Raw genomic sequence first — 21,937 nt, forward strand, 5'->3', positions numbered from 1 at the left:
TGGCATGAGGTCGATCTGGAAGGGTGCCCTGACGTTCGGGCTGGTGAACGTGCCGGTGAAGGTGTACTCCGCCACCGAGGATCACGATGTGCCGCTGCACCAGGTGCACGATGAGGACGGCGGGCGCATCCGTTACAAGCGCACCTGCGAGATCTGCGGTCAGGTGATCGCGTACTCCAACATCGACCGCGCCTACGAGGACGACGGGCAGATGGTGGTGCTCACCAAGGACGACCTCGACGCGCTGCCTGCAGAGCGCAGCCGGGAGATCGACGTCGTCGAGTTCGTGCCGAGCGAGCAGGTCGATCTTCTGACGCTCGATAAGGCCTACTATCTGGAGCCGGATTCGAAATCGCCGAAGGCGTACGTGCTGCTGCGCAAGACGCTCGAGCAGACCGACCGCACCGCGATCGTGCGCTTCACCCTTCGGCAGAAGACCAGGCTCGCCGCTCTCCGCGTGCGAGGAGACGTGCTGGTGCTGCAGACGCTGCTGTGGGCCGACGAGGTGCGCGAGGCATCCTTCGAGTCCCTCGACGAAGACGTGAAGATCTCCAAGAAGGAGCTCGAACTCTCCGCGAGCCTGGTCGACAGCTACGCCAGCGACTTCGACCCCGAATCGTTCGTGGACGAGTACCAGAAGGAGCTCCGCACCCTCATCGACGCGAAGATCGAAGCAGGGGACACGTTCGACGTCGCCGAGACCTTCGCCGAAGAGGGCGAAGCCGAGGGCAAGGGCGGCGAGGTCATCGACCTTATGGAGGCGCTCAAGGCGAGCGTGGAGAAGTCGCGGGCGAAGAAGAAGGATGCCGGGTGAGACGGCACCCGATGGCTAATGCTTGCCGTCGCCATCGACGTCGGGCGCCCGCTCGAACACTTCGCGATCGAGGGTGAGTTCGTCGGCCTCGGCAGCATCCGTTTCGGGGTCGCCACCGGCGGCGAGCGCCTTCTTCACCTTGTGACGCTCGGAGAAGTAGTGCCAGAGGGTGATGAGCGCGGTACCGCCCACCGCGGCGAGCAGGATGATGTCGATGTACTCGGTCACCAGGTGCGCGACCCACGGGATGAAGGCGATCAGGTAACCGAGCATCGTCAGCCCGAAGCCCCACAGCACGGCTCCGAGGAAGTTGTAGAGGCTGTATCTCTTCCACGGCATATGACCGACGCCCGCGGCCACCGGAGCGAACGTGCGGACGATGGGGACGAAGCGCGCGAGGATCACGGTGAGACCGCCGTAGCGTTCGAAGAACGCGTTCGTGCGCTCGACGTTCTTGCGGCTGAACAGCCCTGATTCCTTGCGCTCGAACACGGCCGGGCCGCCTTTGTGGCCGATCAGGTAGCCGACCTCGCCTCCGACGAACGCGGCGAGGGCGATCAGCAGCGACACCATCCAGATGTTCACGCCGAACACGTCGCTGGTGTGCGTCAGGAGACCGGAGATCACGAGCAGGGTGTCGCCGGGGAGCAGGAAGCCGACCAGGAGCCCGGTCTCGGCGAAGACGATGAAGCACACCACCAGAAGCGCCCAGGGGCCGGCCGCGCCGATGATCACCTCGGGGTCGAGCCAGGGGATGAGTGCGATGTGATGCATGGTTTCCTGTCGAACAGAAATGGCCAGATGGTGCTGTCGTCAGTGCGGAAGGTGGGACTTGAACCCACACGCCGTGAGGCACAGGAACCTAAATCCTGCGTGTCTGCCAATTCCACCACTCCCGCCGGCGCATTCAGTCTAGATGCGCGCCCGCTTGCGTGACAGCACGGGATTCCAGTGCCACGATTACGGGAACCCCGAACTCGGCTGTGGATAACTTCCGAGGTCCGTTCCGGATTCTTGCGAGGATGCCGGGGTGAGCCAGCCGTCCCTCCTCGTCGCCGAGCGCGTGCGGCAACGGCTGCGCGCCGAGCGCACCGATCCGACGCTCGCTCCCGACGAAGCGCGCCGGATCGCCCAGGCCGAGGTGAGACGGCACAACGACCTCGCGCTTTCGCGCGGCGACACGATGATCGACGACGAGTCAGCCTGCGTGCGGGACGTGCTGGCGTCGGTCAGCGGATTCGGCGCGCTGCAGCCGCTTCTGGATGACCCCAGCATCGAGGAGATCTGGCTGAACGGCCCCGACCGCGTGTTCATCGCGCGCGACGGCGTCTCCGAACGGATCCCGCTCGCACTGACGGATGCCATGGTGCGCGACCTCGTCGAGCGGATGCTGCAGGCCACCGGTCGCCGCGTCGACATCAGCCAGCCCTTCGTCGATGCGTCGCTTCCCGACGGGTCGCGCCTGCACGTCGCGATCGCGGATGTCGTGCGGGGCTCCTGGGCGGTCAACATCAGGAAGTTCCTGCCGGGGTACCGCACGCTGGACGCGCTGGTCACGCTCGGCTCGATGCCCGAGGAGGTCGCCGGGATGCTGCGCCGCGCGATGCGCGACGGGATGAGCGTCATCGTGTCCGGCGCGACGCACGCGGGCAAGACTACTCTGCTCGGAGCGCTGCTGGCGTCCTGCGCCGACGCGCAGCGCATCGTCACGGTGGAGGAGACGTTCGAGCTCGCGGTGGACGGCCCAGACCTCGTCGCGCTTCAGGGCAGGCAGGCGAGCCTCGAGGGCACCGGGGAGATCACGCTGCGCAGGCTCGTGAAGGAGGCGCTGCGCATGCGCCCCGATCGGCTGGTCGTCGGCGAGGTGCGCGATGCCGAGGCGCTCGATCTCGTGCTCGCGCTGAACACGGGCGTCCCTGGCGCTGGAACCGTGCACGCGAACTCGGCGGTCGAGGCGCTGGAGAAGCTCACCATCCTGCCGCTGCTGGCCGGTCGCAACATCGATCGGTCCTTCATCGCGCCGGCGCTCGCCGCCTCCGTGTCGCTCGTCGTGCACTGCGCCCGCGACGCGGCGGGCAACCGGTTCGTGGAAGAGATCATCGCCCCGACCGGCGAGATCGTCGAAGGGCGCATCATCACCCGCCCGGTGTACCGTGCGGAGCCGCGCACATGACGCTGCTGCTGGGAGCGGCGCTCGCGGCAGGACTCCTGCTGTGCGCATCGCCATGGCTGTGGCCGGCGCGCGAGCGTGTCGAGCGCCAGGAGCGTCGCGACGACCGGCTCACCCGGCTCATGGACGAGGCGGGTCTCGCATCCGTCGAGCGGCACAGGGTGATCGCCGTGATGCTCGTCCTCGCGCTTCTCGCCGCCGCAGTCGCGTGGCTGATCACCGGCATCCCGGTGCTGGCAGTGCTCGCCGCGCTAGCCGCCGGCGCCGCGCCGATCGCTTTCCTGCGCGCGCGGCGGCTGCGCCTTCTCAAGGCCAGGCGTCAGATGTGGCCGGACGTGTGTGATCTGCTCGTGGCGGCGATCAGGGTCGGGCTCTCCCTTCCGGATGCCGTCGCGAGTCTGGCCGATTCGGCGCCCGCGGCCGTGCGCCCGGCGTTCGTCGTCTTCGCCCGCGATCTTCGCGCCACCGGACGGTTCGAGACCAGTATCGACAGGCTCAAGACCACGCTCGCCGATCCGATCGCCGACCGGATCATCGAGGCCCTGAAGATGGCGCGCCAGGTCGGCGGCACCGAGCTCACCGGCGTGCTGCGCGCGCTCTCCTCATCGGTGCGGGCAGACGCGACGCTGCGGGGAGAGATCGAGGCCAAGCAGTCCTGGATCCGCGGGGCGGCCGTGCTGGGCGTGGTCGCACCCTGGGTGATCCTCGCGCTGCTCGCGCTTCGCCCTGAGGGCGCCCAGGCGTACGCGAGCCCGGAGGGCGTCATGGTGATCATCGGCGGCGTGATCGTCTCGGTGATCGCATTCCGCATCATGGTCCGCATCGGCCGCCTTCCCGAGCCGCGGCGGTGGTTCGCGTGACGCTGGCGACGGATGCCGCGATCGCGATCCTGCTGGGCGGTCTGTTCGGCGCCGGCATCATATGCATTCTCGCGACGGCACCGCGGTGGCGGGCGGCATCGTTGACCGCGCGCATCGCCCCGTACATCCGTGACGCGGTGGAGGACGCCGCGCTGCCGTCGGGAATCCTGCCCGATCCGGGTGTGCTCCCGGTCGATGCCTCTTCGTTGTGGCAGCGCGTGCGCGTGCGAATGCTGGGCGGCCTCGGCGACAACGATGCGCTGGCGCTGCGCCTCGCGCAGGCTGGAACAGATGATGAACCCGCCGCGTTCCGCGCGCGACAGCTGGGCTGGGCGCTCGGCGGATTCGCAGTGGGCAGCGTGCTGGTCATCATCCTCGCCATCACCGGGCGCATGACACCGCCGGGAGCCGTACTGCCGGTGCTGCTGGGGGTCGGCGCGGCCATGGCCGTCGACGTCGTACTCAGCACTCGCGTGAAAGCGCGCCTCGCGCGCCTCAGTGACGAGCTGCCGACGACCCTGGAGTTCCTCGCTCTGTGCCTGTCGGCAGGGGAGGGCTTCCTCGACGCGTTGCGGCGCGTCGCCGCGATCGGTTCGGGCGAGCTCACCGAGGAACTGCGCCAGGTCGTGCTCGCTGTCGGCACCGGATCGCCGCTGGCGGACGCGCTGGGTGAGATGGCTTCGCGGCTTCGACAGCCAGGGCTGTCTCGCGCCGTGGACCAGATCACCGCCGCGCTCGAGCACGGAGCGCCGCTCGCGGCCGTGCTCCACGCGCAGGCGGCCGACGCGCGTGAGGACGCCAAGCGCTCGCTGATCGAACAGGCCGGCCGCCGCGAGATCCTCATGATGCTGCCGCTGGTCTTCCTGATCCTGCCGTTGTCCGTACTCTTTGCCGTCTTCCCGGGAATGTTCATCCTGCAGCTCGGGCTGGGCTGACCGAATCGACCGACCGTACCGAAGAAAGGATTGATCATGAAGCGACTACGAAGCTGGTGGGACGGCCTCACCGCAGATGCGCGAGAGTTCGTCGACGACGACACCGGAGATGTCCCTGGCTGGGTTCTCGTGACGCTGATGACCGCAGGACTCGTGGTCGTGATCTGGGCCGTGGCCGGCCCCGCGCTGACCGGGCTGTTCGAACAGGCCATATCGAGGGTGTCCGGACTCTGACATGCGCGGGCGGGCAGGCGACGATCGCGGGTCGAGTCCGGTGGACTTCGTCCTCGTCGGTGCACTGCTGACCACGCTCACCCTCGCCGTCCTTCAGCTGGGTTTCGCCGTGTACGTGCGCAACGTCGTCCATGATGCCGCCGTCGAAGGCGCCCACTATGCGGCGCTGGCCGACACGGCGCTGGAGGACGGCGCCGATCGGACCCGGCTGGCGATCAGCAGAGCCGTCGGAGACTCGTTCGCCGGCGACGTCGCGGTCACGCAGAGCGACCGGCTCGGATATCCGACGGCTGTGGTGACGGTCCGCGCCACCCTGCCGATCATCGGACTGCTCGGGATCCCGTACGCGCTGGAGGTGGATGCGGATGCGCCGATGGAATCGCTGGGCGAGGAATGACGAGGGCTCGGCCGCGCTGGAGTTCATCACGGTCGGTGTGATCCTGCTCGTACCGCTGGCCTACCTCGTGATCACGCTCGGCTCTGTGCAGGAGACGCTCCTCGGTGCGGAGGCCGCAGCTCGGCACACTGCTCGGGTGATCGGTCAGGCCGAGGATGCGGGGGCCGCCGCCGAGCGCGGGGATGCGGTGCTGGCCAGCGTGATCGAGGAGTACGGCATGGATGCCGAGAACGTCGATGTCTCCATGACCTGCACTCCGGCCGGAAGCGAGTGCCCATCCGCCGGGGCGACGGTGATCATCACCGTCAGCACTCACGTGTCGCTGCCGTTCGTCCCCGAGATCTTCGGCCTCGATCGCGCCACGCAGATCCCCCTGCAGGCCGCTGCCGCTCAGAAGGTCTCCCGGCTGTGGGGCGCGGGATGATCGGTCACGTGCGCCGCGATGACGAGGGCAGCATCCTTCCGCTTCTTCTGGGCTATGTCGTGCTGGCCATCGCGGTGGTCTTCGTCTGCACGTGCGCCACCGACCTGTACATCGCCCAGAAGCGTCTGGATTCTCTGGCGGATGCCGCGGCGCTCGCCGGAGCCGATGGATTCACTCTCGTCGTGGAGGGCGATGGCGTGCGCGCCGAACTGACCGACGACGGCGTGCAGAATCAGGCCGCCGCGATCGTCTCGGCGATGGCGTCAGGTGCCCGGCTGGTGTCGGCATCCGCGCCAGACGGAGTCTCCGCTCAGGTGACCGTCACGACCCGATGGCATCCGCCGCTCGTCTCCGCCTTCGTGCCAGCGGGCGTCGATCTCGAGGCGACGGCGACCAGCCGCACCGCGCTCCGCTGAGCGCGGTGGCCGTCAGTCGCCGGGGCTGCGGCGCGGACTGAACCGCGGGATCCAGCGGATGAACCCCGTCGCCCCCAGCAGGCCGATCACGCCCACCACAGCCGATGCCACTGACAGCGAGGCGATCGCTGTCACGCCGGAGACGATGAGGGGAGCTGCGGCGCCGCCGGCATCCGTCAGCGTTCGCCACGACCCCAGGAACGGTGCCGGGTCCTGCGCCGGTGCGACGTCGGCGCCGAGTGTGAGCAGGATGCCGCTGGAGAGGCCGTTCCCGACACCGAGCACCGCCGCGAGCATCCCGAACCACAGCACGGCCGCCTCGCCGTCGTGGGTGACCGAGAGTACGAGGAACCCGGTGCCCATCAGCACCATCGCCGGCATCGCCGCCCAGAGCCTGCCGAAGCGGTCCATGACCTGACCGCTGGCGTAGAACAGCGCGAAGTCGATGGCGCCGGAGACGCCGACGACGAGCGCGATGGTCTGCGCGTCGAGTCCGAGCGAGACGCCCCACAGCGGCAGGACCACCTGACGTGCGGAGCGCACTGCCGAGAGGGATGCCGCGGCCAGCCCGAGCCGTCGCAGCACACCGCGGAAGCGCCACATCGTGCGGAAGATCCCGACCCGTTCGAACGTGGGGATCGATCCGCTCACGGCCTCGCCGGAGTCCTCGGCGAGCGGGGAGTGGTTCACGACCGGGGGATTGGTCTTCTCCGGGTCGGGACCGAACAGCACCAGCAGCACCATGACGACGAGGCAGCCCAGGAAGAACCAGGTCGCGGCGTGCTCGTCGCCGAAGACCTGCAGCAGGGCGGCGGTGACGAACGGACCGACGAAGATGCCGAGGCGGAAACTCCCGCCCAGCAGCGACAGAGAGCGGGCGCGGAACTCCAACGGCACGCGTGTCGTCATGAACGCGTGGCGCGCGAGCCCGAAGGCCGCCGCGCAGAACCCGAGCAGGAAGACGGATGCCGCGAACACGGCGATCACCGGCGCCAGAACCATGCCGACGACGGCGATCATCGAGATGACGCCGGCGATCACCATCGTGAATCGCTCGCCGATCCGTGCGACCGCCCAGCCGGCGGGCAGATTGCCGCACAGCTGACCGATGACGAGGGCGGAGGCGACCAGCGCTGCCGCCGCGACGTCGGCGCCCATGTTCGCCGCTATGACCGGGATCAGCGGGATGACCGCGCCCTCGCCCATCGAGAAGAGGATGGTGGGCAGGTAGACCATCGGCCCGAACTGTCTCAGGACCGTCGACGCACTGCTCACTCCCGCCACGCTACTCCGGATCTCCCTCGGCCTTTCCCGGCCGCATCTATCAGCCGATCCGCGATAGGCTGAGTCGTCATGCTCGAACTCGATCTCTCCGCCGAAATTCAGGCGCTCAGGCACACATACGGCGACATCAGCGAGGTCGTCGACATCACGCGACTCCAGACGGACATCGCCCGGCTCAGCGAAGAGGCCGGCGCACCCGATCTCTGGGACGACCCGGAGAAGGCGCAGAAGGTCACCAGCGCACTCAGCCACAAGCAAGCCGAGCTCAAGCGCGTGAACGACATCGGCCAGCGTCTCGACGACCTCGAGGTCCTGATCGACCTCGCCAACGAGATGGAGGACGAGGACTCCGCTGCCGAAGCGCGCGCCGAGCTCGCCGCCCTCACCGACGTGCTGAGCCAGCTCGAGGTCCAGACGCTGCTCGATGGCGAGTACGATGACCGAAGCGCGATCATCACGATCCGCTCCGGTGCCGGTGGCGACGACGCGACCGATTTCGCCGAGATGCTCATGCGCATGTATCTGCGCTGGGCCGAGCAGCACAAGTATCCCGTCAAGGTGATGGACACGTCCTATGCGGAGGGCGCCGGCATCAAGTCCGCGACCTTCGAGATCGACGCGCCGTATGCCTTCGGCACGCTCTCGGTCGAGGCCGGCACCCACCGCCTGGCACGCATCAGCCCGTTCGGTTCCGCCGACAAGCGCCAGACGAGCTTTGCCGCCGTCGAGGTCATCCCGCTGATGGAAGAGGCCACCGAGGTAGACATCCCCGAGAACGACATCCGGGTCGACGTCTTCCGCTCCTCCGGCCCCGGCGGGCAGTCGGTCAACACGACCGACTCCGCCGTGCGCCTGACGCACCTTCCCACCGGCATCGTCGTGTCGATGCAGAACGAGAAGTCGCAGATCCAGAACCGCGCCGCCGCCATGCGCGTTCTGCAGACCCGCCTGCTGCTGCTGCAGAAGGAGGAAGAGGCTGCGAAGAAGAAGGAGCTCGCGGGCAACATCACCGCGAGCTGGGGCGACCAGATGCGCTCCTACTTCCTGTACGGCCAGCAGCTGGTGAAGGACCTCCGCACCGGCCATGAGTCCGGCAACCCGGCAGCGGTGTTCGACGGCGATCTCGACGACTTCATCTCGGCCGGCATCCGCTGGCGCAAGCGCCCCGACGAGGACTGACACCCTCCGGGTGTCGCTCGCGGCCAGGCGCGAACCCGCGCTTAGGCTCATAAGGCCATGATTCGGTTCGAAAACGTCACCAAGCGCTACCGCGGCACGAAGAGGCCGGCTCTCGCCGGTGTCGACTTCGAAGTCCAGCGGGGCGAATTCGTCTTCCTCGTCGGGGCATCCGGGTCGGGAAAGTCCTCCTGTCTCCGGCTGATTCTCCGCGAAGATGTGCCCACCACCGGTCGCGTCGCCGTCCTCGGACGCGACCTGCGATCGCTCGCGAACCGGAAGGTGCCGTATTTCCGCCGCCACATCGGCTCGGTCTTCCAGGACTTCCGGCTGCTGTCGTCCAAGACGGTGTTCCAGAATGTCGCGTTCACGCTTCAGGTGACGGGCTCCTCGCGCGGCTTCGTGCAGCAGGCCGTTCCGGAGGCCCTCGCCCTGGTGGGCCTCGAGGGCAAAGAGAAGCGGATGCCGCACGAGCTGTCCGGCGGTGAGCAGCAGCGCGTCGCGATCGCGCGGGCGCTCGTGAACCGCCCGCAGGTGCTGCTCGCCGATGAGCCCACCGGAAACCTCGACCCCGCGACCTCGGTCGATATCATGCAGCTGCTCGCGCGTATCAACGCCGGCGGTACCACGGTGCTGATGGCGACGCACGAGGCGGCCTTCGTCGACCAGATGCAGCGCCGGGTCATCGAACTCAAGAACGGCGAGATGGTGCGCGACGAGACGCACGGCGGCTACGGCGATCGTTCGATGATCCCGCAACTGGCTCCCGAGCAGGAGCGGGGAGCCGCCGCGACGGCCGCGCTCACGGCCGTGCAGGAGGTGCAGCGGCAGACCGAGTCGCTCCAGCCGCTCACCGCCGACATGATCGCGTCGATGAAGGCCGCACGAGACGCGCAACCGCCGGCGGAGCCGGCCACTCCTCGCACTCATCCGGTCCTCCTGCCCGAGGTCGATGTCGCCGAGCTCGGCGTCGCCGATCGTCTCGGACTGTCCGCGGCCGATGACGACGAGGAAGTGGGGCCGACCTCGTGAGGGTGGGACTGATCCTGATGGAGGCCCTCGGAGGCCTTCGTCGCAACATCTCGATGGTGATCTCCGTCGTGCTCGTGACCTTCGTCTCACTGACCTTCGTCGGCGCTGCGATCCTCATGCAGGGGCAGATCAGCACGATGCGCGGCTACTGGACCGAGCGCGCTCAGGTGTCGGTCTCGATGTGCTCCACCGTCTCGACGGCCGAGACCTGTCTCGACGGCGCGGCCACCGAGGACCAGCGCGATCAGGTCAAGGGCGAGCTCGAGGGCGACGCGCTGGGCTCGCTGATCAGCAATCTGCGGTTCGAGACCAAGGAAGAGGCGTACGCCAACATCACCGATCTGCTCGGCGAGCAGGCGAGCGTCCTCACCGAGGAGCAGATGTCGGAGAGCTTCTACGTCACGCTCAAGGACCCGACGCAGTCCCAGGTCATCGTCGAGGCGTTCTCCGGTGTCGCCGGCGTCGAGGAGGTGCGCGATCAGCTCCAGTACCTGGACCCGCTGTTCTCGGCGCTGACGGTCGCCACCTACATCGCCGTCGGCATCGCCGTGCTCATGCTCATCGCCGCGGTGCTCCTGATCGCGACGACCATCCGTCTGTCGGCGTATGCGCGCCGCAAGGAGATCGGGATCATGCGCTTGGTGGGCGCATCGAACCGCTTCATCCAGACGCCGTTCGTGCTCGAGGGCGTGTTCGCCGCATTCCTCGGGTCCGCGCTCGCGAGCGGCGCGGTGATCCTCGGCATGCACTTCGGCGTCGACGGCTACCTCAAGGGGCGCGTGCCGTTTATCACCACGTGGGTGAGCATGCAGGACGCCTTCGTCGTCGTGCCGATCCTCATCGCGATCGGCGTCGTCCTCGCCGCACTCTCGGCCGGCTTCGCGATCCGTCGCTGGCTGCGTACCTAAGTCGTGTCGGTCCCTGAGCCTGTCGAAGGGTAGGGTGGAGGGCTGGCCGTACGACAGGATGCACAGGAGACAGACATGCCAAGGGAACGCGGGGAGAAGGTCATCGCGACCAATCGTCGCGCCCGTCACGACTACAACATCGAGAAGTCGTACGAGGCGGGGATGGTGCTCACCGGCACCGAGGTGAAGTCGCTGCGCCAGGGACGCGCGAACCTGTCGGACGGGTACGCCTTCATCAAGGGAAACGAGATCTTCCTCGATTCCGTGCACATCCCGGAGTACTCGCAGGGACACTGGACCAACCACTCCGCCAAGCGCATCCGCAAACTCCTGATGCACCGCGAGGAGATCCACAAGCTCGAGCACGCCGTCTCGGCCGGCGGCTACACGCTCGTGCCGCTCAAGCTCTACTTCCTCGACGGGCGCGCGAAGGTCGAGATCGCCCTGGCGAAGGGCAAGCGCGAGTACGACAAGCGCCAGACGCTCCGCGAGCGTCAGGACACCCGCGAGGCCGAGCGCGCTATGCGTCTGCGCAACCGCGTGGGGGAGTAGCGCCTACTCCGACGGTGTGCTTGTACTGAGCGAGCTTCAGCGAGTCGAAGTGAAGCCGAACGCACGGCCGAGGAACGCCAGTTCCCGCTCCAGCGCGTCGACGATCGTCTCCGCCCGGCGGAAGCCGTGGCCCTCACCCGGATACAGCACGTATTCGTGCGGGATGCCGCGTGCCGCCAGCGCGTCGCGGATCGCCTCTGACTGCGACGGCGGCACGACCCGGTCGTCCTCGCCCTGCAGCAGCAGGACCGGCACGTCGATCCGCTCCACGTGCGTGAGCGGCGAGCGATCGATGTACACCTGCTCGGCTTCGGGCAGCGGTCCGACGAGCCCGTCGATGTAGTGCTTCTCGAAGTCGTGCGAGTCCTGCGCCAGCATCCGCAGGTCGGTCACGCCGTATCGGCTGATGCCAGCGGCGAACACTCCGCCACGGACCAGAGCCGACAGCACGGTCCAGCCTCCTGCCGATCCGCCGCGGATCGCGATCCGTGCGGGGTCGGCGCGACCGGATTCCGCCAGGCCGCGCGCGGCGGCGAGCACGTCGTCGACGTCGACGACGCCCCACTGCCCGTCGAGTCGCTCGCGGTACTCGCGGCCGTACCCGGTCGATCCGCCGTAATTGACGTCGAGCACGCCGATGCCGCGACTCGTGTAGAAGGCGATGGCTGCCGATGCTGCGCCGGCGACGTGGGCGGTCGGCCCGCCGTGGACGAACACGATGTACGGCGGCAGCTCCCCTTCGGGGGCGGACGAGTCGGGATTCGCCGGTGCGTAGTCGAAAGCGTGCACCGGTCCATGGGCGCCGTCGATCGTGAGCTGAGCCGCGGGCGGCATCCACGCAGGGTCCGCGGGGGTTCCGCCGCGAACGCGAGTGACCGCACCCGAGTCGACGTCCACGTTCCAGAGCCCGGCACTGACGCCCGTGCCTCCGCCCGACAGCAGGACTCGCGTGCCGCGGGTGTCGTCGACGCTGACGTGGGCGGTGGCGGGGACATCGAGAGTCCGCATCGCCTCACCAGGGCCGATCACCACGACCTCGTCCGAGCCGTTCGTGCGGACCGCGACGATGCGGCCGTCGGCGAGCGGCTGGTACCAGCGGTTGCCGAGCACCCACAGCCCGTAGCCGGTGTCGGCGTCGGTGGATGTCAGCGCGTCGGCCTCGGACACACGATCGAGCCCGTCCAGGACGATCCGCTGCAGCTGCCATCGTCCGTCCTGGTCGTCGGCGTACACGAGTTCTGTGTCGCTCAGCCACTCCGGCTGCAGCGCCGCGCGAGTCGGAGTGGACGCGATCGTGTCCCCGCCGAGAGCGGCCACGTGCAGCTGTGCGAGCTGCCACGGCATGTGCCGGTCGCTCCACTGCACCCAGGCGATGCGTTCGCCGTCGGGGGAGAGGGCGGGATGTGCGACGAAGCCGGACGTCGCGACGATCACGCTCGCGTCGCCGCCGCCGGTGGGGATCTCGACGATCGATCGCCGATGCGGCTCGACGGTGAGATCCTCCCGGACGGCGAACAGGCGCCCGTGCTGCTGCCGCAGGCCGCCGTGGTTCGGCCCCGGCGCAGTCAGAGCGACGGGTTCGCCGCCGCGCGGCATCCGGTACACCCGCTGATCGCCGGCGTCGACGAAGAACAGCGTCCCATCGTCATCCGCAGTCCACGCTCCGCCACCGTACTCGTGCACGCGAGAGCGCGCGCTCCACGGTTCCGGCAGCAGCACGTCGCCGGAGGAGCTCCGCACGGTGACGCGACCGCCCTCTGCCGGCACCGACTCGCCCCACCAGACCTCGACGCCGACGAACCGGGCGCCGTCAATGCGTGGCGCGGAGGACGCGATGTCGGCGGCGGCGAACGGCGAGGGCCATGTTCCATAGGGCGAGGTTCCGTACGGCTGAGGCATGACTCGAGCCTATGCGCGCCGTCCGACACACGACGTCACACGGGTACACATGCGGTCACAGATGGTGCGGCCGATGCACGCGCGCTCTAGCGTCGTGGCCAGCCCACTTGTCAGGAGAGAGATGCCACCCGAGTCCGCGACGCTCGACAGCTCGCGCGTGCCCTTCTCCTTCGAGCTGTATCCGCCGCGCTCCGCCTCGGGCGAGGACGCGCTGCACGAGACCATCCGCCGACTCGCGGATGCCGGCCCCGACTTCATCTCGGTCACCTACGGCGCGGGAGGATCGACGGGCGGTCGCTCGCTCGAGGTGCTCCGATTCATCCGCGAGAACACCTACGTCGAACCGCTCGCGCATCTCACCTGCGTCGGCAACACCTACGCCGGGGCCGCCGCGCTCATCCGCGAGTTCCTGGATGCCGGCATCCTCAGCTTTCTCGCCCTTCGGGGCGATCCGCCTGCCGGCCAGACCGAGCCGTTCCTGGGCGACCTGGAGACCTCGGCGCAGCTCGTGCAGCTGATCGGTCGTGTGCAGGCCGAGTGCGCGCCGTACGAGGAAACGCCGATACCCGGGCTTCCGGGCGCCGCGCGCATCACCAGCCGCCGCCACGTCAACATCGCCGTCGCCGCCTTCCCGAAAGGGCACCCGCGCGCGACGCACCGCACGCAGGATGTCGAGGCGCTTCTGGCCAAGCAGGCGGCCGGCGCGACCTTCGCGATCACACAGCTGTTCTTCCACCCGGACGACTACTCCGCGTTCGTCGAGCGCGCCCGTGCGGCCGGGGTGACGATCCCGATCCTCCCCGGCATCATGCCGATCACATCGCCGGCGCGGCTCGCGCGCGTACTCGAGCTCACGGGGGAGGACCTGCCGAGCGAACTCGCCATCGCACTGGAGATCGAGCCGACAGCCGAGGGACGACGTGAGATCGGCATCGAGTGGGCCGCTCGTCTCACCAGGGAGGTCGTGGCAGCCGGTGCCCCCGGCGTGCACCTGTACGCGTTCAACCAGCACGACACCGTGCTCACCGTCCTCGCCGAGGCGGGCCTCCTGCCCGCGTTGCGTTCGTAGATCCATCCCGAAAGGAACACACCATGACTGCACTCCCTCAGGGGACCATCCTCGGCTACCCGCGCATCGGTCGTCGCCGCGAGCTCAAGAAGGCCGTCGAGGCGTTCTGGTCTGGCCGCTCCGACCTGGCAGCCCTCGAACAGACCGCAGCCGAGCTGCGCGCCACCACACGGGAGCGCCTCGTCGCACTCGGTCTGGGACGTGCGGACTCCGCGATCCCGGAGTCGTTCTCGTTCTACGACCAGGTGCTCGACGCCGCCGTCACGGTCGGCGCGATCCCGGAGCGCTTCGACGACCTGCGTTCGGCGGACGGCTCGATCGGCCTCCCGGCGTACTTCACGATCGCCCGTGGGGAGGGCGACCGCGCGCCGCTGGAGATGACCAAGTGGTTCGACTCGAACTACCACTACCTCGTGCCGGAGATCGGGCCGGAGACGACGTTCTCGCTCTCCAGCGACCGGCTCGTCCGCGAGGTCGAGGAGGCCGTGGCCGCCGGGTTCGTGACGCGTCCTGTCATCGTCGGTCCGGTCACCCTGCTCGCCCTGGCGAAAGCGTCGGATGCCGCACCGGAGGGCTTCGACCCGCTCTCCCGTCTCGACGACCTAGTACCCGTGTACGTCGCGCTGCTGGCACGCCTGCGCGCAGCCGGCGCCGAGTGGGTGCAGTTGGACGAACCGGCCCTCGTCAGCGAATCCCTGCCCGCATCGACGCAGCAGCTGGCGGATGCCGCGACTCGCGCCCTGGACATCATCGGTGGCGCGACCGACCGTCCCGCGATCCTCGTGGCCGCGCCGTACGCGTCGCTGGGCGCAACGTTCGCGGTATTGGCGGCAGCGCCGATCGAGGGCATCGCCGTTGACCTCGTGCGCGGCACGGTGCCTGATGCTGCTGAGGGGCTCGAGGGCAAGGTGCTCGTGGGCGGGGCGATCGACGGCCACAACATCTGGCGAGGCGACCTCTCCGCAGCGTTCGAGAAGCTCGAGGCACTGGGACGGCTGGGCGCGGCATCCGTCTCGGCATCCACGTCCACTTCGCTCCTGCACGTCCCGCACGATGTGACCGAGGAGTCCGCACTGGATCCGCGGCTGGTGTCGTGGCTCGCTTTCGCCGATCAGAAGGTCGAGCAGGTCGTCGCGTTGGCCCGCGGAATCGCCGAGGGTCGTGAGGCCATTCGAAGCGAGCTGGATGCCGCGACCGCGGCTCTGTCCGACCGCCGGAGCGCGCCGGGCGTCAGCGACGGCACGGTGCGTACGCGAGAGCTCGGCGACGCCGACTTCGCACGCGCGCCGTACGCCGAGCGCGAGGCGGCGCAGCAGGAGGCGCTGCAGCTGCCGGCGCTGCCGCTGACCACGATCGGCTCGTTTCCGCAGACCGGGGACATCCGCCGTGCGCGTGCCCGGTTCACGAGGGGCGAGCTCCCGCGCGATGAGTACGAGGCGTTCCTTCGGAGCGAGATCGACGCGGTCATCGGACTGCAGGAGGAACTCGGTCTCGACGTCCTCGTCCACGGGGAACCGGAACGCAACGACATGGTGCAGTACTTCGCCGAGAATCTCGACGGATTCGCGGTGACCGAGCACGGCTGGGTGCAGTCGTACGGCTCGCGCGCGACGCGTCCTTCGATCCTCTGGGGCGATGTGTCGCGGCCTGCGCCGATCACGGTCGACTGGTCGAGGTACGCGCAGTCGAAGACCGACAAGCACGTCAAGGGCATGCTCACCGGTCCGGTGACGATCCTGGCGTGGTCGTTCGTGCGCGACGATCAGCCGCTGGGGGAGACGGCGAACCAGGTCGCCCTCGCCCTGCGGGACGAGATCGGCGACCTGGAGGATGCCGGAATCGCGATCATCCAGGTCGATGAGCCGGCGCTGCGCGAACTGCTGCCGCTGAAGCAGGGAGACCAGGCCGCTTACCTGGACTGGTCGGTGGCATCCTTCCGGCTAGCCACGGGTGGCGCCGCCGTCGGCACACAGGTGCACACTCATCTGTGTTACTCGGAGTTCGGCGTCGTCATCGACGCCATCAGGGCACTGGATGCGGACGTCACCTCGATCGAGGCAGCGCGGAGCCGGATGGAGGTCGTGGCCGACGTCGCCGAGGTCGGGTTCGACCACGGCATCGGACCCGGCGTGTACGACATCCACTCGCCGCGGGTGCCCGCGGTCGACGAGATCGAGGCACTGCTGCGCCGTGCGGCCCTGGAAATCCCCACGCGGCAGCTGTGGGTCAACCCGGACTGCGGCCTGAAGACCCGAGGCTACGACGAGACGACGGCATCCCTGCGGAACATCGTCGATGCGACCCGTCGGGTGCGCGAGGACGTGAACGTCGCGGTCTGACGCCGCCGACAACGCAGAAACCGCCCTTCCGGATCTCCGGGAAGGGCGGTTTCTGCGTTGTCGAAGGGTGTGGCTCAGACCGCGCGGAGCACCGCGACGACCTTGCCGAGCACGACGGCGTCGTCGCCGAGGATCGGTTCGAACGAGGTGTTGCGGGGGAGCAGCCAGGTGTGGCCGTCGCGCTGGCGGAACGTCTTCACTGTGGCTTCCCCGTCGAGCATGGCCGCGACGATCTCGCCGTTCTCTGCGGTGTTCTGCGTGCGGACCACAACCCAGTCGCCGTCGCAGATCGCGGCGTCGATCATCGATTCTCCGGACACCTTGAGCATGAACAGCTCGCCCTTGCCGACGAGCTGACGCGGGAGCGGGAAGATCTCCTCGACCTGCTGGTCCGCCGTGATCGGGACACCAGCGGCGATCTGACCGACCAGCGGCACCATCGCCGCGTCGCCGACCGGAGTGGCGGAGTCGGCAGGGTTCTCGCCGCTCGCGCCCGGCAGGTCGATGAGGACCTCCATGGCACGGGTCTTGCCCGGGTCGCGTCGCAGGTAGCCGCTGAGCTCGAGCTGGCCGAGCTGGTGAGTGACGCTGGAGAGCGACTTCAGCCCGACCGCGTCGCCGATCTCGCGCATGCTCGGCGGATAGCCGTACTTGGCGATCGAGGTCTGGATGACCTCGAGGATCGCCAGCTGCTTCGGGCTGAGGCTCTTGCGCCGACGAGTGCGAGGCGCCTCGACCTCGGTGGCGGAGTTGTCGCTCATTGGTGCTCCTTCGTGCGCGATTCCGGGGCTGCTCTTCGAATGTCGGTGGCCCGTGGTGGGGTGGCGTTATCGAAACCGTATCCGAGAAACACCCCGATTCGGAAGATCTGTTCGAGCGTGTCGGGCGCAATCTTCGGTTCTGTTTCGAATAAGTCTTGACAGATGTTCGAATTCGAAGATACATTCGGTACGTAGCTTCGCATTCGCCGCTCCCGGCCGAGTGGTGAATGCGAACGCTACGCCAAAGAGGCAGAGGAGAATCCCCATGAGCACCATCAGCATCGCCCCGGTAGTCCGCCCCGTTCGCCCCGCGACCCGGCTTCGACTGACCTCCCGCGGCCGACGCGTGCTGGTCGCTCTCGCCGCGCTGCCTCTTGCCGGCGGCATCGCCTTCGCCGCGATCAGCGGAGGCGACGCGATGGCATCGGGCGACGAGGTCGCCACGGCCAGCTTCGAGACCGTGACCGTCCTGCCCGGCGACACGCTGTGGTCGATCGCAGAGTCGCTTGCTCCGACGGCAGACCCGCGCGCGGTGATCGGCGACATCGAGCGTCTCAATGCTCTGGGAACCGGCTCGCTCCAGGTGGGGCAGCAGCTGGCGATCCCCGCCGAGTACGCACACTGATCCCGCCGTTATCATGGGAAGGGTGATTGCTTCCCTCGGCGACTTACCCCTCCGCGACGATCTTCGCGGGCTCACACCTTACGGCGCACCGCAGGCACCCCTCCCGGTTGCGCTCAACGTCAACGAGAACACGCATGCTGTTCCCGACGAGGTCGCCAGCGACATCCTCGACGACATCGCCGTCGCGCTCCGCGGCGTGAACCGCTACCCCGACCGTGAGTTCAGCACCCTGCGCGAGGGCTTCGCCTCCTATCTCGGCCACGGGCTCGAGGCTGAGCAGATCTGGGCGGGCAACGGCTCCAACGAGGTGCTGCAGCACATCATGCAGGCATTCGGCGGGCCAGGCCGCACAGTGTTCGGGTTCGGACCCACGTATTCGATGTACCCGCTGATCGCTCAGGGGACGGGCGCGCGATGGATCGCCGGTGAGCGCGAACCCGACTACACGATCACCGCGGAGGAGGCCGCCGCACAGGTCGAACGCGCCGATCCCGATATCGTCCTGCTCTGCTCACCGAACAACCCGACCGGCACGCCGCTCGGTCTCGACGTCGTCGAGGCCGTCTACGAAGCCGCTCGCGGCATCGTCGTCGTCGACGAGGCCTATCAGGAGTTCGCACCGAGGGATGCGGCATCCGCCCTCACGCTGCTGGACGGGCGTCCGCGCCTGGCCGTCTCGCGCACGATGAGCAAGGCCTTCGCCTTCGCCGGCGCGCGCGTCGGCTACCTCGCGGCCGATCCGGCCTTCATCGACGCGCTGCGTCTGGTGCGACTGCCGTACCACCTCAGCGCACTGACGCAGGCGGCCGCCATCGCGGCGCTGCGCAACTCCGACATCATGCTCGGCATGGTCGACGAGATCATCGAACAGCGCGATCGCATCACGGCGACACTCGAGGCTCTCGGCTATCAGCCGCACGAGTCCTGGTCGAACTTCGTGCTGTTCGGCGGAGTGGCCGATCCTCACGCGACATTCGAAGCGCTGTACGAGCGCGGCATCCTGGTGCGCGATGTCGGCATCCCTGGCCACCTGCGCGTCACAGCCGGAACGGAAGCCGAGACCACGGCGTTCCTGGACGCACTCGCCTCGATAGGATCGGCATCATGAGCGCTTCCCGCACCGCCTCGCGCACCCGCAGCACCTCCGAGTCGACCGTCGAGCTCGAGCTGAACCTCGATGGCACGGGTCAGAGCCGGAGCGACACGTCCGTTCCCTTCTTCGATCACATGCTGACCGCGTTCGCGAAGCACTCGCTGACCGACCTGACCGTACGGGCATCGGGCGACACGCACATCGACGCCCACCACACGGTCGAGGACGTCTCGATCGTGCTCGGCCAGGCGATTCTCGAGGCGCTCGGCGACAAGTCCGGCATCTCGCGGTACGGGGATGCGCTGGTTCCGCTCGACGAGGCGCTCGCACAGGCCGTCGTCGACATCAGCGGCCGGCCCTACCTCGTGCACACCGGCGAGCCCGAAGGATTCGAGCACCACCTGATCGGCGGCCACTTCACCGGGTCCCTGGTGCGCCACGCGTTCGAGGCGATCGCCTTCAACGCCGGGCTCACCGTGCACGTCCGCGTGCTCGGCGGGCGCGACCCGCACCACATCGCCGAGGCCGAGTTCAAGGCGTTCGCACGGGCGTTCCGCCAGGCGAAGGCCGTCGATCCGCTCGTCGACGGCATCCCGTCCACCAAGGGGGCGCTGTGACCCGCAAGGTCGTCGTCTACGACTACGGATCGGGCAACGTCCACTCCGCGGTCAAGGCTCTGATCGCCGCCGGTGCTGACGCGAAGCTCTCCGGCGACCGGGACGAGGCGCTCGAGGCCGACGGCCTGCTGGTCCCTGGCGTCGGCGCATTCGCCGCCGTGCGCGAGGCGCTCCTCGCCAAGGGAGGCGACGAGATCATCGACCGGCGTCTCGCCGGCGGGCGACCGGTGCTGGGCGTGTGCGTCGGCATGCAGGTGCTGTTCTCGCACGGTGTCGAGCGCGGACAGAACGTCGACGGTCTCGCGGAATGGCCGGGCACGGTCATGGAGCTGAACGCACCCGTGCTGCCGCACATGGGCTGGAACACCGTGACGCCCGACGAGGGCAGCGTGCTGTTCCGCGGCATCGAGGAAGAGCGCTTCTACTTCGTGCACTCGTTCGCGGCGCAGAGCTGGGAGCTCGACGTCATCCCGCCCTTCCCCGAGCCGAAGCTCACCTGGACCACCTATGGCGAGCCGTTCCTCTCGGCGGTCGAGAACGGTCCGCTGTCGGCCACCCAGTTCCACCCCGAGAAGTCGGGTGATGCCGGCATCCGCCTGCTGCGGAACTGGGTCGAAAGTCTTTGATGACCACGACGTTTTGAACCCTGCCCCAAGGCGGACTAGTGTCGGGTCTCGTGCCCGCTCTCGGCGCACTCCACCCACCCGAGGATGACATGAACGACTTCGCGTCCACCCCCAAGCTCACCCTTCTCCCGGCGGTCGATGTCGCCGGCGGCAAGGCGGTACGCCTGACCCAGGGCGAGGCGGGTTCAGAGACCAGCTACGGCGACCCGCTTGCGGCCGCAGGGGAGTGGGCTGACCAGGGTGCGGAGTGGATCCACCTCGTCGACCTCGACGCGGCCTTCGGACGCGGCAGCAACACGGCGATCCTGCGCAAGGTCATCAAGCAGCACCGCGACATCAACATCGAACTCTCCGGCGGCATCCGTGACGACGCCAGCCTCGAGGCGGCGATGGAGAGCGGAGCGGCCAGGATCAACCTCGGCACCGCAGCCCTCGAGAACCCGGAGTGGGCCGCCGACGTGATCAGCCGTTTCGGCGAGGCAGTCGCCGTGGGACTCGACGTGCGCGGTACGACGCTCGCCGCGCGCGGCTGGACGAAGGAGGGCGGCGACCTCTGGGAGGTGCTCGCCCGGCTCGAGGATGCCGGCTGCAGCCGCTACGTCGTCACCGACGTGACCAAGGACGGCACCCTGCGCGGCCCGAACCTCGAGCTGCTGCGCGAGATCACCTCTCGCACCCCCAAGCCGGTGGTCGCCTCCGGCGGCATCTCCAGCCTCGACGACATCATCGCGCTCCGCGAGCTCGTGCCGCTCGGCGTCGAGGGCGCGATCGTCGGCAAGGCACTCTACGCCGGCGCGTTCACGCTGGCTGAGGCGCTGGATGTCGCCGGCGACTGACGACGCCTGCGACCACGGCGACCACGGAGGCTCCGGCCCTGCAGGCGGAGCCGGCGATTCGGCTGGAGTCCCGTGGGAGGGACGCAGCTTCGGGTCGAACCCGCACTCCGCCGACGACGGCTCTGCGGACCCCGGGCTGCTCGCCGCCCTGCTGCGCTTCCGCGCGGGGGAGGGCAGTCAGACCGAGGTCGTGGATGCCTTCCGCTCCGCCCGTGTGCTGATCCCGCTCATCGCCGAGAAGGGCGACGAGGGCGTGGGACCGACCGGACTCGCAGTCGACAAGACGCAGGAGCTGTCGATCGTCACGGTCGCCGCTCCTGACGGACGCACGGTGCAGCCGGTGTTCTCGTCGGTCGAGGCGATGCAGAAGTGGGACCCGAAGGCTCGCCCGATCCCGGTCGAGTCGGTGCGTGTGGCCCTGTCCGCCACGTCTGAGCAGACCGACCTGATCGTGCTGGATCCGACGAGTGACACCGAGTTCGTCATCCGGCGCCCCGCCGTCTGGGCGATCGCGCAGGGCGAGCGCTGGGAGCCGAGCTTCCTCTCGCCCGAGGTGTTCACCGCCCTGCAGGTGAGCATCGCCCACGAACTGTCGGTGATCGACATCGCGGTCGCAGCAGGCGACCCGGATGCGCGCCTGCGCGGACCGGAACTGATCGTCATCCTGGAGCTCGTGGACGGTCTCGAGCGCGACGTGCTCGACGCCGTGCTCCAACGCCTCGCTCAGCGCTGGGCCGCCGACGACCGCATCGCGGTGCTCGCCGACTCCTTGACGGTCAAACTCCGCCGCGCCTCCTAGCTCCGCTCTCGCCGCGGTCAACGGCCCGGCGGCAGAGGGCACGCGCCGGAGCGCGCAGCGACGCCGGGCGA

The 21,937-nt window shown here is 68.6% G+C and carries 24 protein-coding genes and 1 tRNA gene; 20 read left to right on the plus strand and 5 right to left on the minus strand.

All coding sequences use genetic code 11. The annotated features are described in order from the left end of the window. Positions 1 to 4 precede the first annotated feature (4 nt). Entirely contained in the window at positions 5 to 814 is an 810-nt protein-coding gene (ku, locus tag MAE01_RS00185; protein WP_147037541.1) for a non-homologous end joining protein Ku, read from the plus strand. A gap of 15 nt (positions 815 to 829) precedes the next feature. Here ku and MAE01_RS00190 read toward each other — a convergent pair whose 3' ends face one another. Together MAE01_RS00190 and MAE01_RS00195 are read right to left on the minus strand one after the other, a co-directional pair. After that, complete coding sequence (locus MAE01_RS00190; RefSeq protein WP_147037542.1) at positions 830 to 1,588, minus strand: DedA family protein; 759 nt, start codon at positions 1,586 to 1,588, stop codon at positions 830 to 832. A 43-nt stretch (positions 1,589 to 1,631) separates the two neighbouring features. Next, a tRNA-Leu gene (locus MAE01_RS00195) sits at positions 1,632 to 1,713 on the minus strand. A gap of 131 nt (positions 1,714 to 1,844) precedes the next feature. Here MAE01_RS00195 and MAE01_RS00200 point away from each other — a divergent pair. Genes MAE01_RS00200 through MAE01_RS00230 form a run of 7 tightly spaced genes read left to right on the plus strand, consistent with a single transcriptional unit; the run spans position 1,845 to position 6,250 of the window. Then, on the plus strand, positions 1,845 to 2,987 hold the full coding sequence (locus MAE01_RS00200) for a TadA family conjugal transfer-associated ATPase (protein WP_147037543.1): 1,143 nt from the start codon (positions 1,845 to 1,847) through the stop codon (positions 2,985 to 2,987). Further along, complete coding sequence (locus MAE01_RS00205; RefSeq protein WP_147037544.1) at positions 2,984 to 3,844, plus strand: type II secretion system F family protein; 861 nt, start codon at positions 2,984 to 2,986, stop codon at positions 3,842 to 3,844. The genes MAE01_RS00200 and MAE01_RS00205 overlap by 4 nt, the downstream gene beginning before the upstream one ends. Further along, positions 3,841 to 4,779: a type II secretion system F family protein gene (locus MAE01_RS00210; RefSeq protein WP_147037545.1), complete on the plus strand. Its 939-nt coding sequence runs from the start codon at positions 3,841 to 3,843 to the stop codon at positions 4,777 to 4,779. The genes MAE01_RS00205 and MAE01_RS00210 overlap by 4 nt, the downstream gene beginning before the upstream one ends. A 36-nt stretch (positions 4,780 to 4,815) precedes the next feature. Further along, a complete protein-coding gene (locus MAE01_RS00215; protein WP_147037546.1) occupies positions 4,816 to 5,013 on the plus strand; it encodes a hypothetical protein in 198 nt (65 codons plus the stop codon). 1 nt (position 5,014) lies between these two features. Beyond that, the gene (locus tag MAE01_RS00220) at positions 5,015 to 5,410 is read left to right on the plus strand and encodes a TadE/TadG family type IV pilus assembly protein (RefSeq protein WP_147037547.1); all 396 of its coding nucleotides are present in this window, start codon (positions 5,015 to 5,017) and stop codon (positions 5,408 to 5,410) included. After that, on the plus strand, positions 5,379 to 5,834 hold the full coding sequence (locus tag MAE01_RS00225) for a TadE family protein (protein WP_147037548.1): 456 nt from the start codon (positions 5,379 to 5,381) through the stop codon (positions 5,832 to 5,834). Before MAE01_RS00220 ends, MAE01_RS00225 begins: the two co-directional genes overlap by 32 nt. After that, complete coding sequence (locus tag MAE01_RS00230) at positions 5,831 to 6,250, plus strand: pilus assembly protein TadG-related protein (protein WP_147037549.1); 420 nt, start codon at positions 5,831 to 5,833, stop codon at positions 6,248 to 6,250. The genes MAE01_RS00225 and MAE01_RS00230 overlap by 4 nt, the downstream gene beginning before the upstream one ends. A gap of 12 nt (positions 6,251 to 6,262) precedes the next feature. Here MAE01_RS00230 and MAE01_RS00235 read toward each other — a convergent pair whose 3' ends face one another. After that, complete coding sequence (locus MAE01_RS00235; protein WP_147037893.1) at positions 6,263 to 7,486, minus strand: MFS transporter; 1,224 nt, start codon at positions 7,484 to 7,486, stop codon at positions 6,263 to 6,265. 117 nt (positions 7,487 to 7,603) lie between these two features. On the opposite strand from MAE01_RS00235, the gene prfB reads away from it, so the two are divergent. The 4 genes from prfB to smpB all read left to right on the plus strand — a co-directional run bounded on the left by prfB (position 7,604) and on the right by smpB (position 11,202). Further along, positions 7,604 to 8,713, plus strand: a complete 1,110-nt coding sequence (prfB, locus tag MAE01_RS00240; RefSeq protein WP_147037550.1) for a peptide chain release factor 2 — start codon at positions 7,604 to 7,606, stop codon at positions 8,711 to 8,713. A 57-nt stretch (positions 8,714 to 8,770) separates the two neighbouring features. After that, positions 8,771 to 9,742, plus strand: a complete 972-nt coding sequence (gene ftsE, locus MAE01_RS00245; RefSeq protein WP_147037551.1) for a cell division ATP-binding protein FtsE — start codon at positions 8,771 to 8,773, stop codon at positions 9,740 to 9,742. Further along, a complete protein-coding gene (gene ftsX, locus MAE01_RS00250) occupies positions 9,739 to 10,650 on the plus strand; it encodes a permease-like cell division protein FtsX (protein WP_147037552.1) in 912 nt (303 codons plus the stop codon). Before ftsE ends, ftsX begins: the two co-directional genes overlap by 4 nt. Positions 10,651 to 10,725: 75 nt before the next feature. Continuing rightward, a complete protein-coding gene (gene smpB, locus MAE01_RS00255) occupies positions 10,726 to 11,202 on the plus strand; it encodes an SsrA-binding protein SmpB (RefSeq protein ID WP_147037553.1) in 477 nt (158 codons plus the stop codon). Between the two features lie 36 nt (positions 11,203 to 11,238). On the opposite strand, the gene MAE01_RS00260 is transcribed toward smpB, so the two are convergent. Continuing rightward, positions 11,239 to 13,101, minus strand: a complete 1,863-nt coding sequence (locus MAE01_RS00260; protein ID WP_147037554.1) for a S9 family peptidase — start codon at positions 13,099 to 13,101, stop codon at positions 11,239 to 11,241. Positions 13,102 to 13,222: 121 nt separating this feature from the next. Here MAE01_RS00260 and MAE01_RS00265 point away from each other — a divergent pair, with 121 nt between their 5' ends. Both MAE01_RS00265 and metE read left to right on the plus strand, forming a co-directional pair. Beyond that, positions 13,223 to 14,170, plus strand: a complete 948-nt coding sequence (locus tag MAE01_RS00265; protein ID WP_147037555.1) for a methylenetetrahydrofolate reductase — start codon at positions 13,223 to 13,225, stop codon at positions 14,168 to 14,170. Between the two features lie 23 nt (positions 14,171 to 14,193). Then, complete coding sequence (metE, locus tag MAE01_RS00270) at positions 14,194 to 16,509, plus strand: 5-methyltetrahydropteroyltriglutamate--homocysteine S-methyltransferase (protein WP_147037556.1); 2,316 nt, start codon at positions 14,194 to 14,196, stop codon at positions 16,507 to 16,509. Between the two features lie 74 nt (positions 16,510 to 16,583). On the opposite strand, the gene lexA is transcribed toward metE, so the two are convergent. Further along, the gene (lexA, locus tag MAE01_RS00275) at positions 16,584 to 17,270 is read right to left on the minus strand and encodes a transcriptional repressor LexA (RefSeq protein WP_147037557.1); all 687 of its coding nucleotides are present in this window, start codon (positions 17,268 to 17,270) and stop codon (positions 16,584 to 16,586) included. A 265-nt stretch (positions 17,271 to 17,535) separates the two neighbouring features. Here lexA and MAE01_RS00280 point away from each other — a divergent pair, with 265 nt between their 5' ends. The 6 genes from MAE01_RS00280 (at position 17,536) to MAE01_RS00305 (ending at position 21,866) form a co-directional block, all read left to right on the plus strand. Beyond that, entirely contained in the window at positions 17,536 to 17,895 is a 360-nt protein-coding gene (locus tag MAE01_RS00280) for a LysM peptidoglycan-binding domain-containing protein (RefSeq protein ID WP_147037558.1), read from the plus strand. 13 nt (positions 17,896 to 17,908) lie between these two features. Further along, the gene (locus MAE01_RS00285; protein WP_186806072.1) at positions 17,909 to 19,003 is read left to right on the plus strand and encodes a histidinol-phosphate transaminase; all 1,095 of its coding nucleotides are present in this window, start codon (positions 17,909 to 17,911) and stop codon (positions 19,001 to 19,003) included. Next, positions 19,000 to 19,605, plus strand: coding sequence for an imidazoleglycerol-phosphate dehydratase HisB (gene hisB / locus MAE01_RS00290; RefSeq protein WP_147037560.1), 606 nt, complete (start codon positions 19,000 to 19,002; stop codon positions 19,603 to 19,605). The genes MAE01_RS00285 and hisB overlap by 4 nt, the downstream gene beginning before the upstream one ends. After that, complete coding sequence (gene hisH / locus MAE01_RS00295) at positions 19,602 to 20,231, plus strand: imidazole glycerol phosphate synthase subunit HisH (RefSeq protein WP_147037561.1); 630 nt, start codon at positions 19,602 to 19,604, stop codon at positions 20,229 to 20,231. The genes hisB and hisH overlap by 4 nt, the downstream gene beginning before the upstream one ends. Positions 20,232 to 20,320: 89 nt before the next feature. Next, positions 20,321 to 21,067, plus strand: a complete 747-nt coding sequence (gene priA / locus MAE01_RS00300) for a bifunctional 1-(5-phosphoribosyl)-5-((5-phosphoribosylamino)methylideneamino)imidazole-4-carboxamide isomerase/phosphoribosylanthranilate isomerase PriA (protein ID WP_147037562.1) — start codon at positions 20,321 to 20,323, stop codon at positions 21,065 to 21,067. After that, positions 21,051 to 21,866 carry an SseB family protein gene (locus tag MAE01_RS00305; protein WP_147037563.1) on the plus strand — a complete coding sequence of 272 codons (816 nt, stop codon included), beginning with the start codon at positions 21,051 to 21,053 and terminating at the stop codon, positions 21,864 to 21,866. Before priA ends, MAE01_RS00305 begins: the two co-directional genes overlap by 17 nt. The last annotated feature ends 71 nt before the right edge of the window (positions 21,867 to 21,937 follow it).

Origin of the sequence: Microbacterium aerolatum (assembly GCF_007988825.1) — a bacterium.
Classification (GTDB): domain Bacteria; phylum Actinomycetota; class Actinomycetes; order Actinomycetales; family Microbacteriaceae; genus Microbacterium; species Microbacterium aerolatum.

Bases quoted from the DNA above. Each gene is read 5' to 3' on its own strand.
- ku (WP_147037541.1), top strand. From the start codon at position 5: ATGAGGTCGATCTGGAAGGGTGCCCTGACGTTCGGGCTGGTGAACGTG.
- MAE01_RS00190 (WP_147037542.1), bottom strand. From the start codon at position 1,588: ATGCATCACATCGCACTCATCCCCTGGCTCGACCCCGAGGTGATCATC.
- MAE01_RS00205 (WP_147037544.1), top strand. From the start codon at position 2,984: ATGACGCTGCTGCTGGGAGCGGCGCTCGCGGCAGGACTCCTGCTGTGC.
- MAE01_RS00215 (WP_147037546.1), top strand. From the start codon at position 4,816: ATGAAGCGACTACGAAGCTGGTGGGACGGCCTCACCGCAGATGCGCGA.
- MAE01_RS00220 (WP_147037547.1), top strand. From the start codon at position 5,015: ATGCGCGGGCGGGCAGGCGACGATCGCGGGTCGAGTCCGGTGGACTTC.
- MAE01_RS00225 (WP_147037548.1), top strand. From the start codon at position 5,379: ATGCGCCGATGGAATCGCTGGGCGAGGAATGACGAGGGCTCGGCCGCG.
- MAE01_RS00230 (WP_147037549.1), top strand. From the start codon at position 5,831: ATGATCGGTCACGTGCGCCGCGATGACGAGGGCAGCATCCTTCCGCTT.
- MAE01_RS00235 (WP_147037893.1), bottom strand. From the start codon at position 7,486: ATGGTCTACCTGCCCACCATCCTCTTCTCGATGGGCGAGGGCGCGGTC.
- prfB (WP_147037550.1), top strand. From the start codon at position 7,604: ATGCTCGAACTCGATCTCTCCGCCGAAATTCAGGCGCTCAGGCACACA.
- ftsE (WP_147037551.1), top strand. From the start codon at position 8,771: ATGATTCGGTTCGAAAACGTCACCAAGCGCTACCGCGGCACGAAGAGG.
- smpB (WP_147037553.1), top strand. From the start codon at position 10,726: ATGCCAAGGGAACGCGGGGAGAAGGTCATCGCGACCAATCGTCGCGCC.
- MAE01_RS00260 (WP_147037554.1), bottom strand. From the start codon at position 13,101: ATGCCTCAGCCGTACGGAACCTCGCCCTATGGAACATGGCCCTCGCCG.
- MAE01_RS00265 (WP_147037555.1), top strand. From the start codon at position 13,223: ATGCCACCCGAGTCCGCGACGCTCGACAGCTCGCGCGTGCCCTTCTCC.
- metE (WP_147037556.1), top strand. From the start codon at position 14,194: ATGACTGCACTCCCTCAGGGGACCATCCTCGGCTACCCGCGCATCGGT.
- lexA (WP_147037557.1), bottom strand. From the start codon at position 17,270: ATGAGCGACAACTCCGCCACCGAGGTCGAGGCGCCTCGCACTCGTCGG.
- MAE01_RS00280 (WP_147037558.1), top strand. From the start codon at position 17,536: ATGAGCACCATCAGCATCGCCCCGGTAGTCCGCCCCGTTCGCCCCGCG.
- MAE01_RS00285 (WP_186806072.1), top strand. From the start codon at position 17,909: ATGGGAAGGGTGATTGCTTCCCTCGGCGACTTACCCCTCCGCGACGAT.
- hisB (WP_147037560.1), top strand. From the start codon at position 19,000: ATGAGCGCTTCCCGCACCGCCTCGCGCACCCGCAGCACCTCCGAGTCG.
- priA (WP_147037562.1), top strand. From the start codon at position 20,321: ATGAACGACTTCGCGTCCACCCCCAAGCTCACCCTTCTCCCGGCGGTC.
- MAE01_RS00305 (WP_147037563.1), top strand. From the start codon at position 21,051: ATGTCGCCGGCGACTGACGACGCCTGCGACCACGGCGACCACGGAGGC.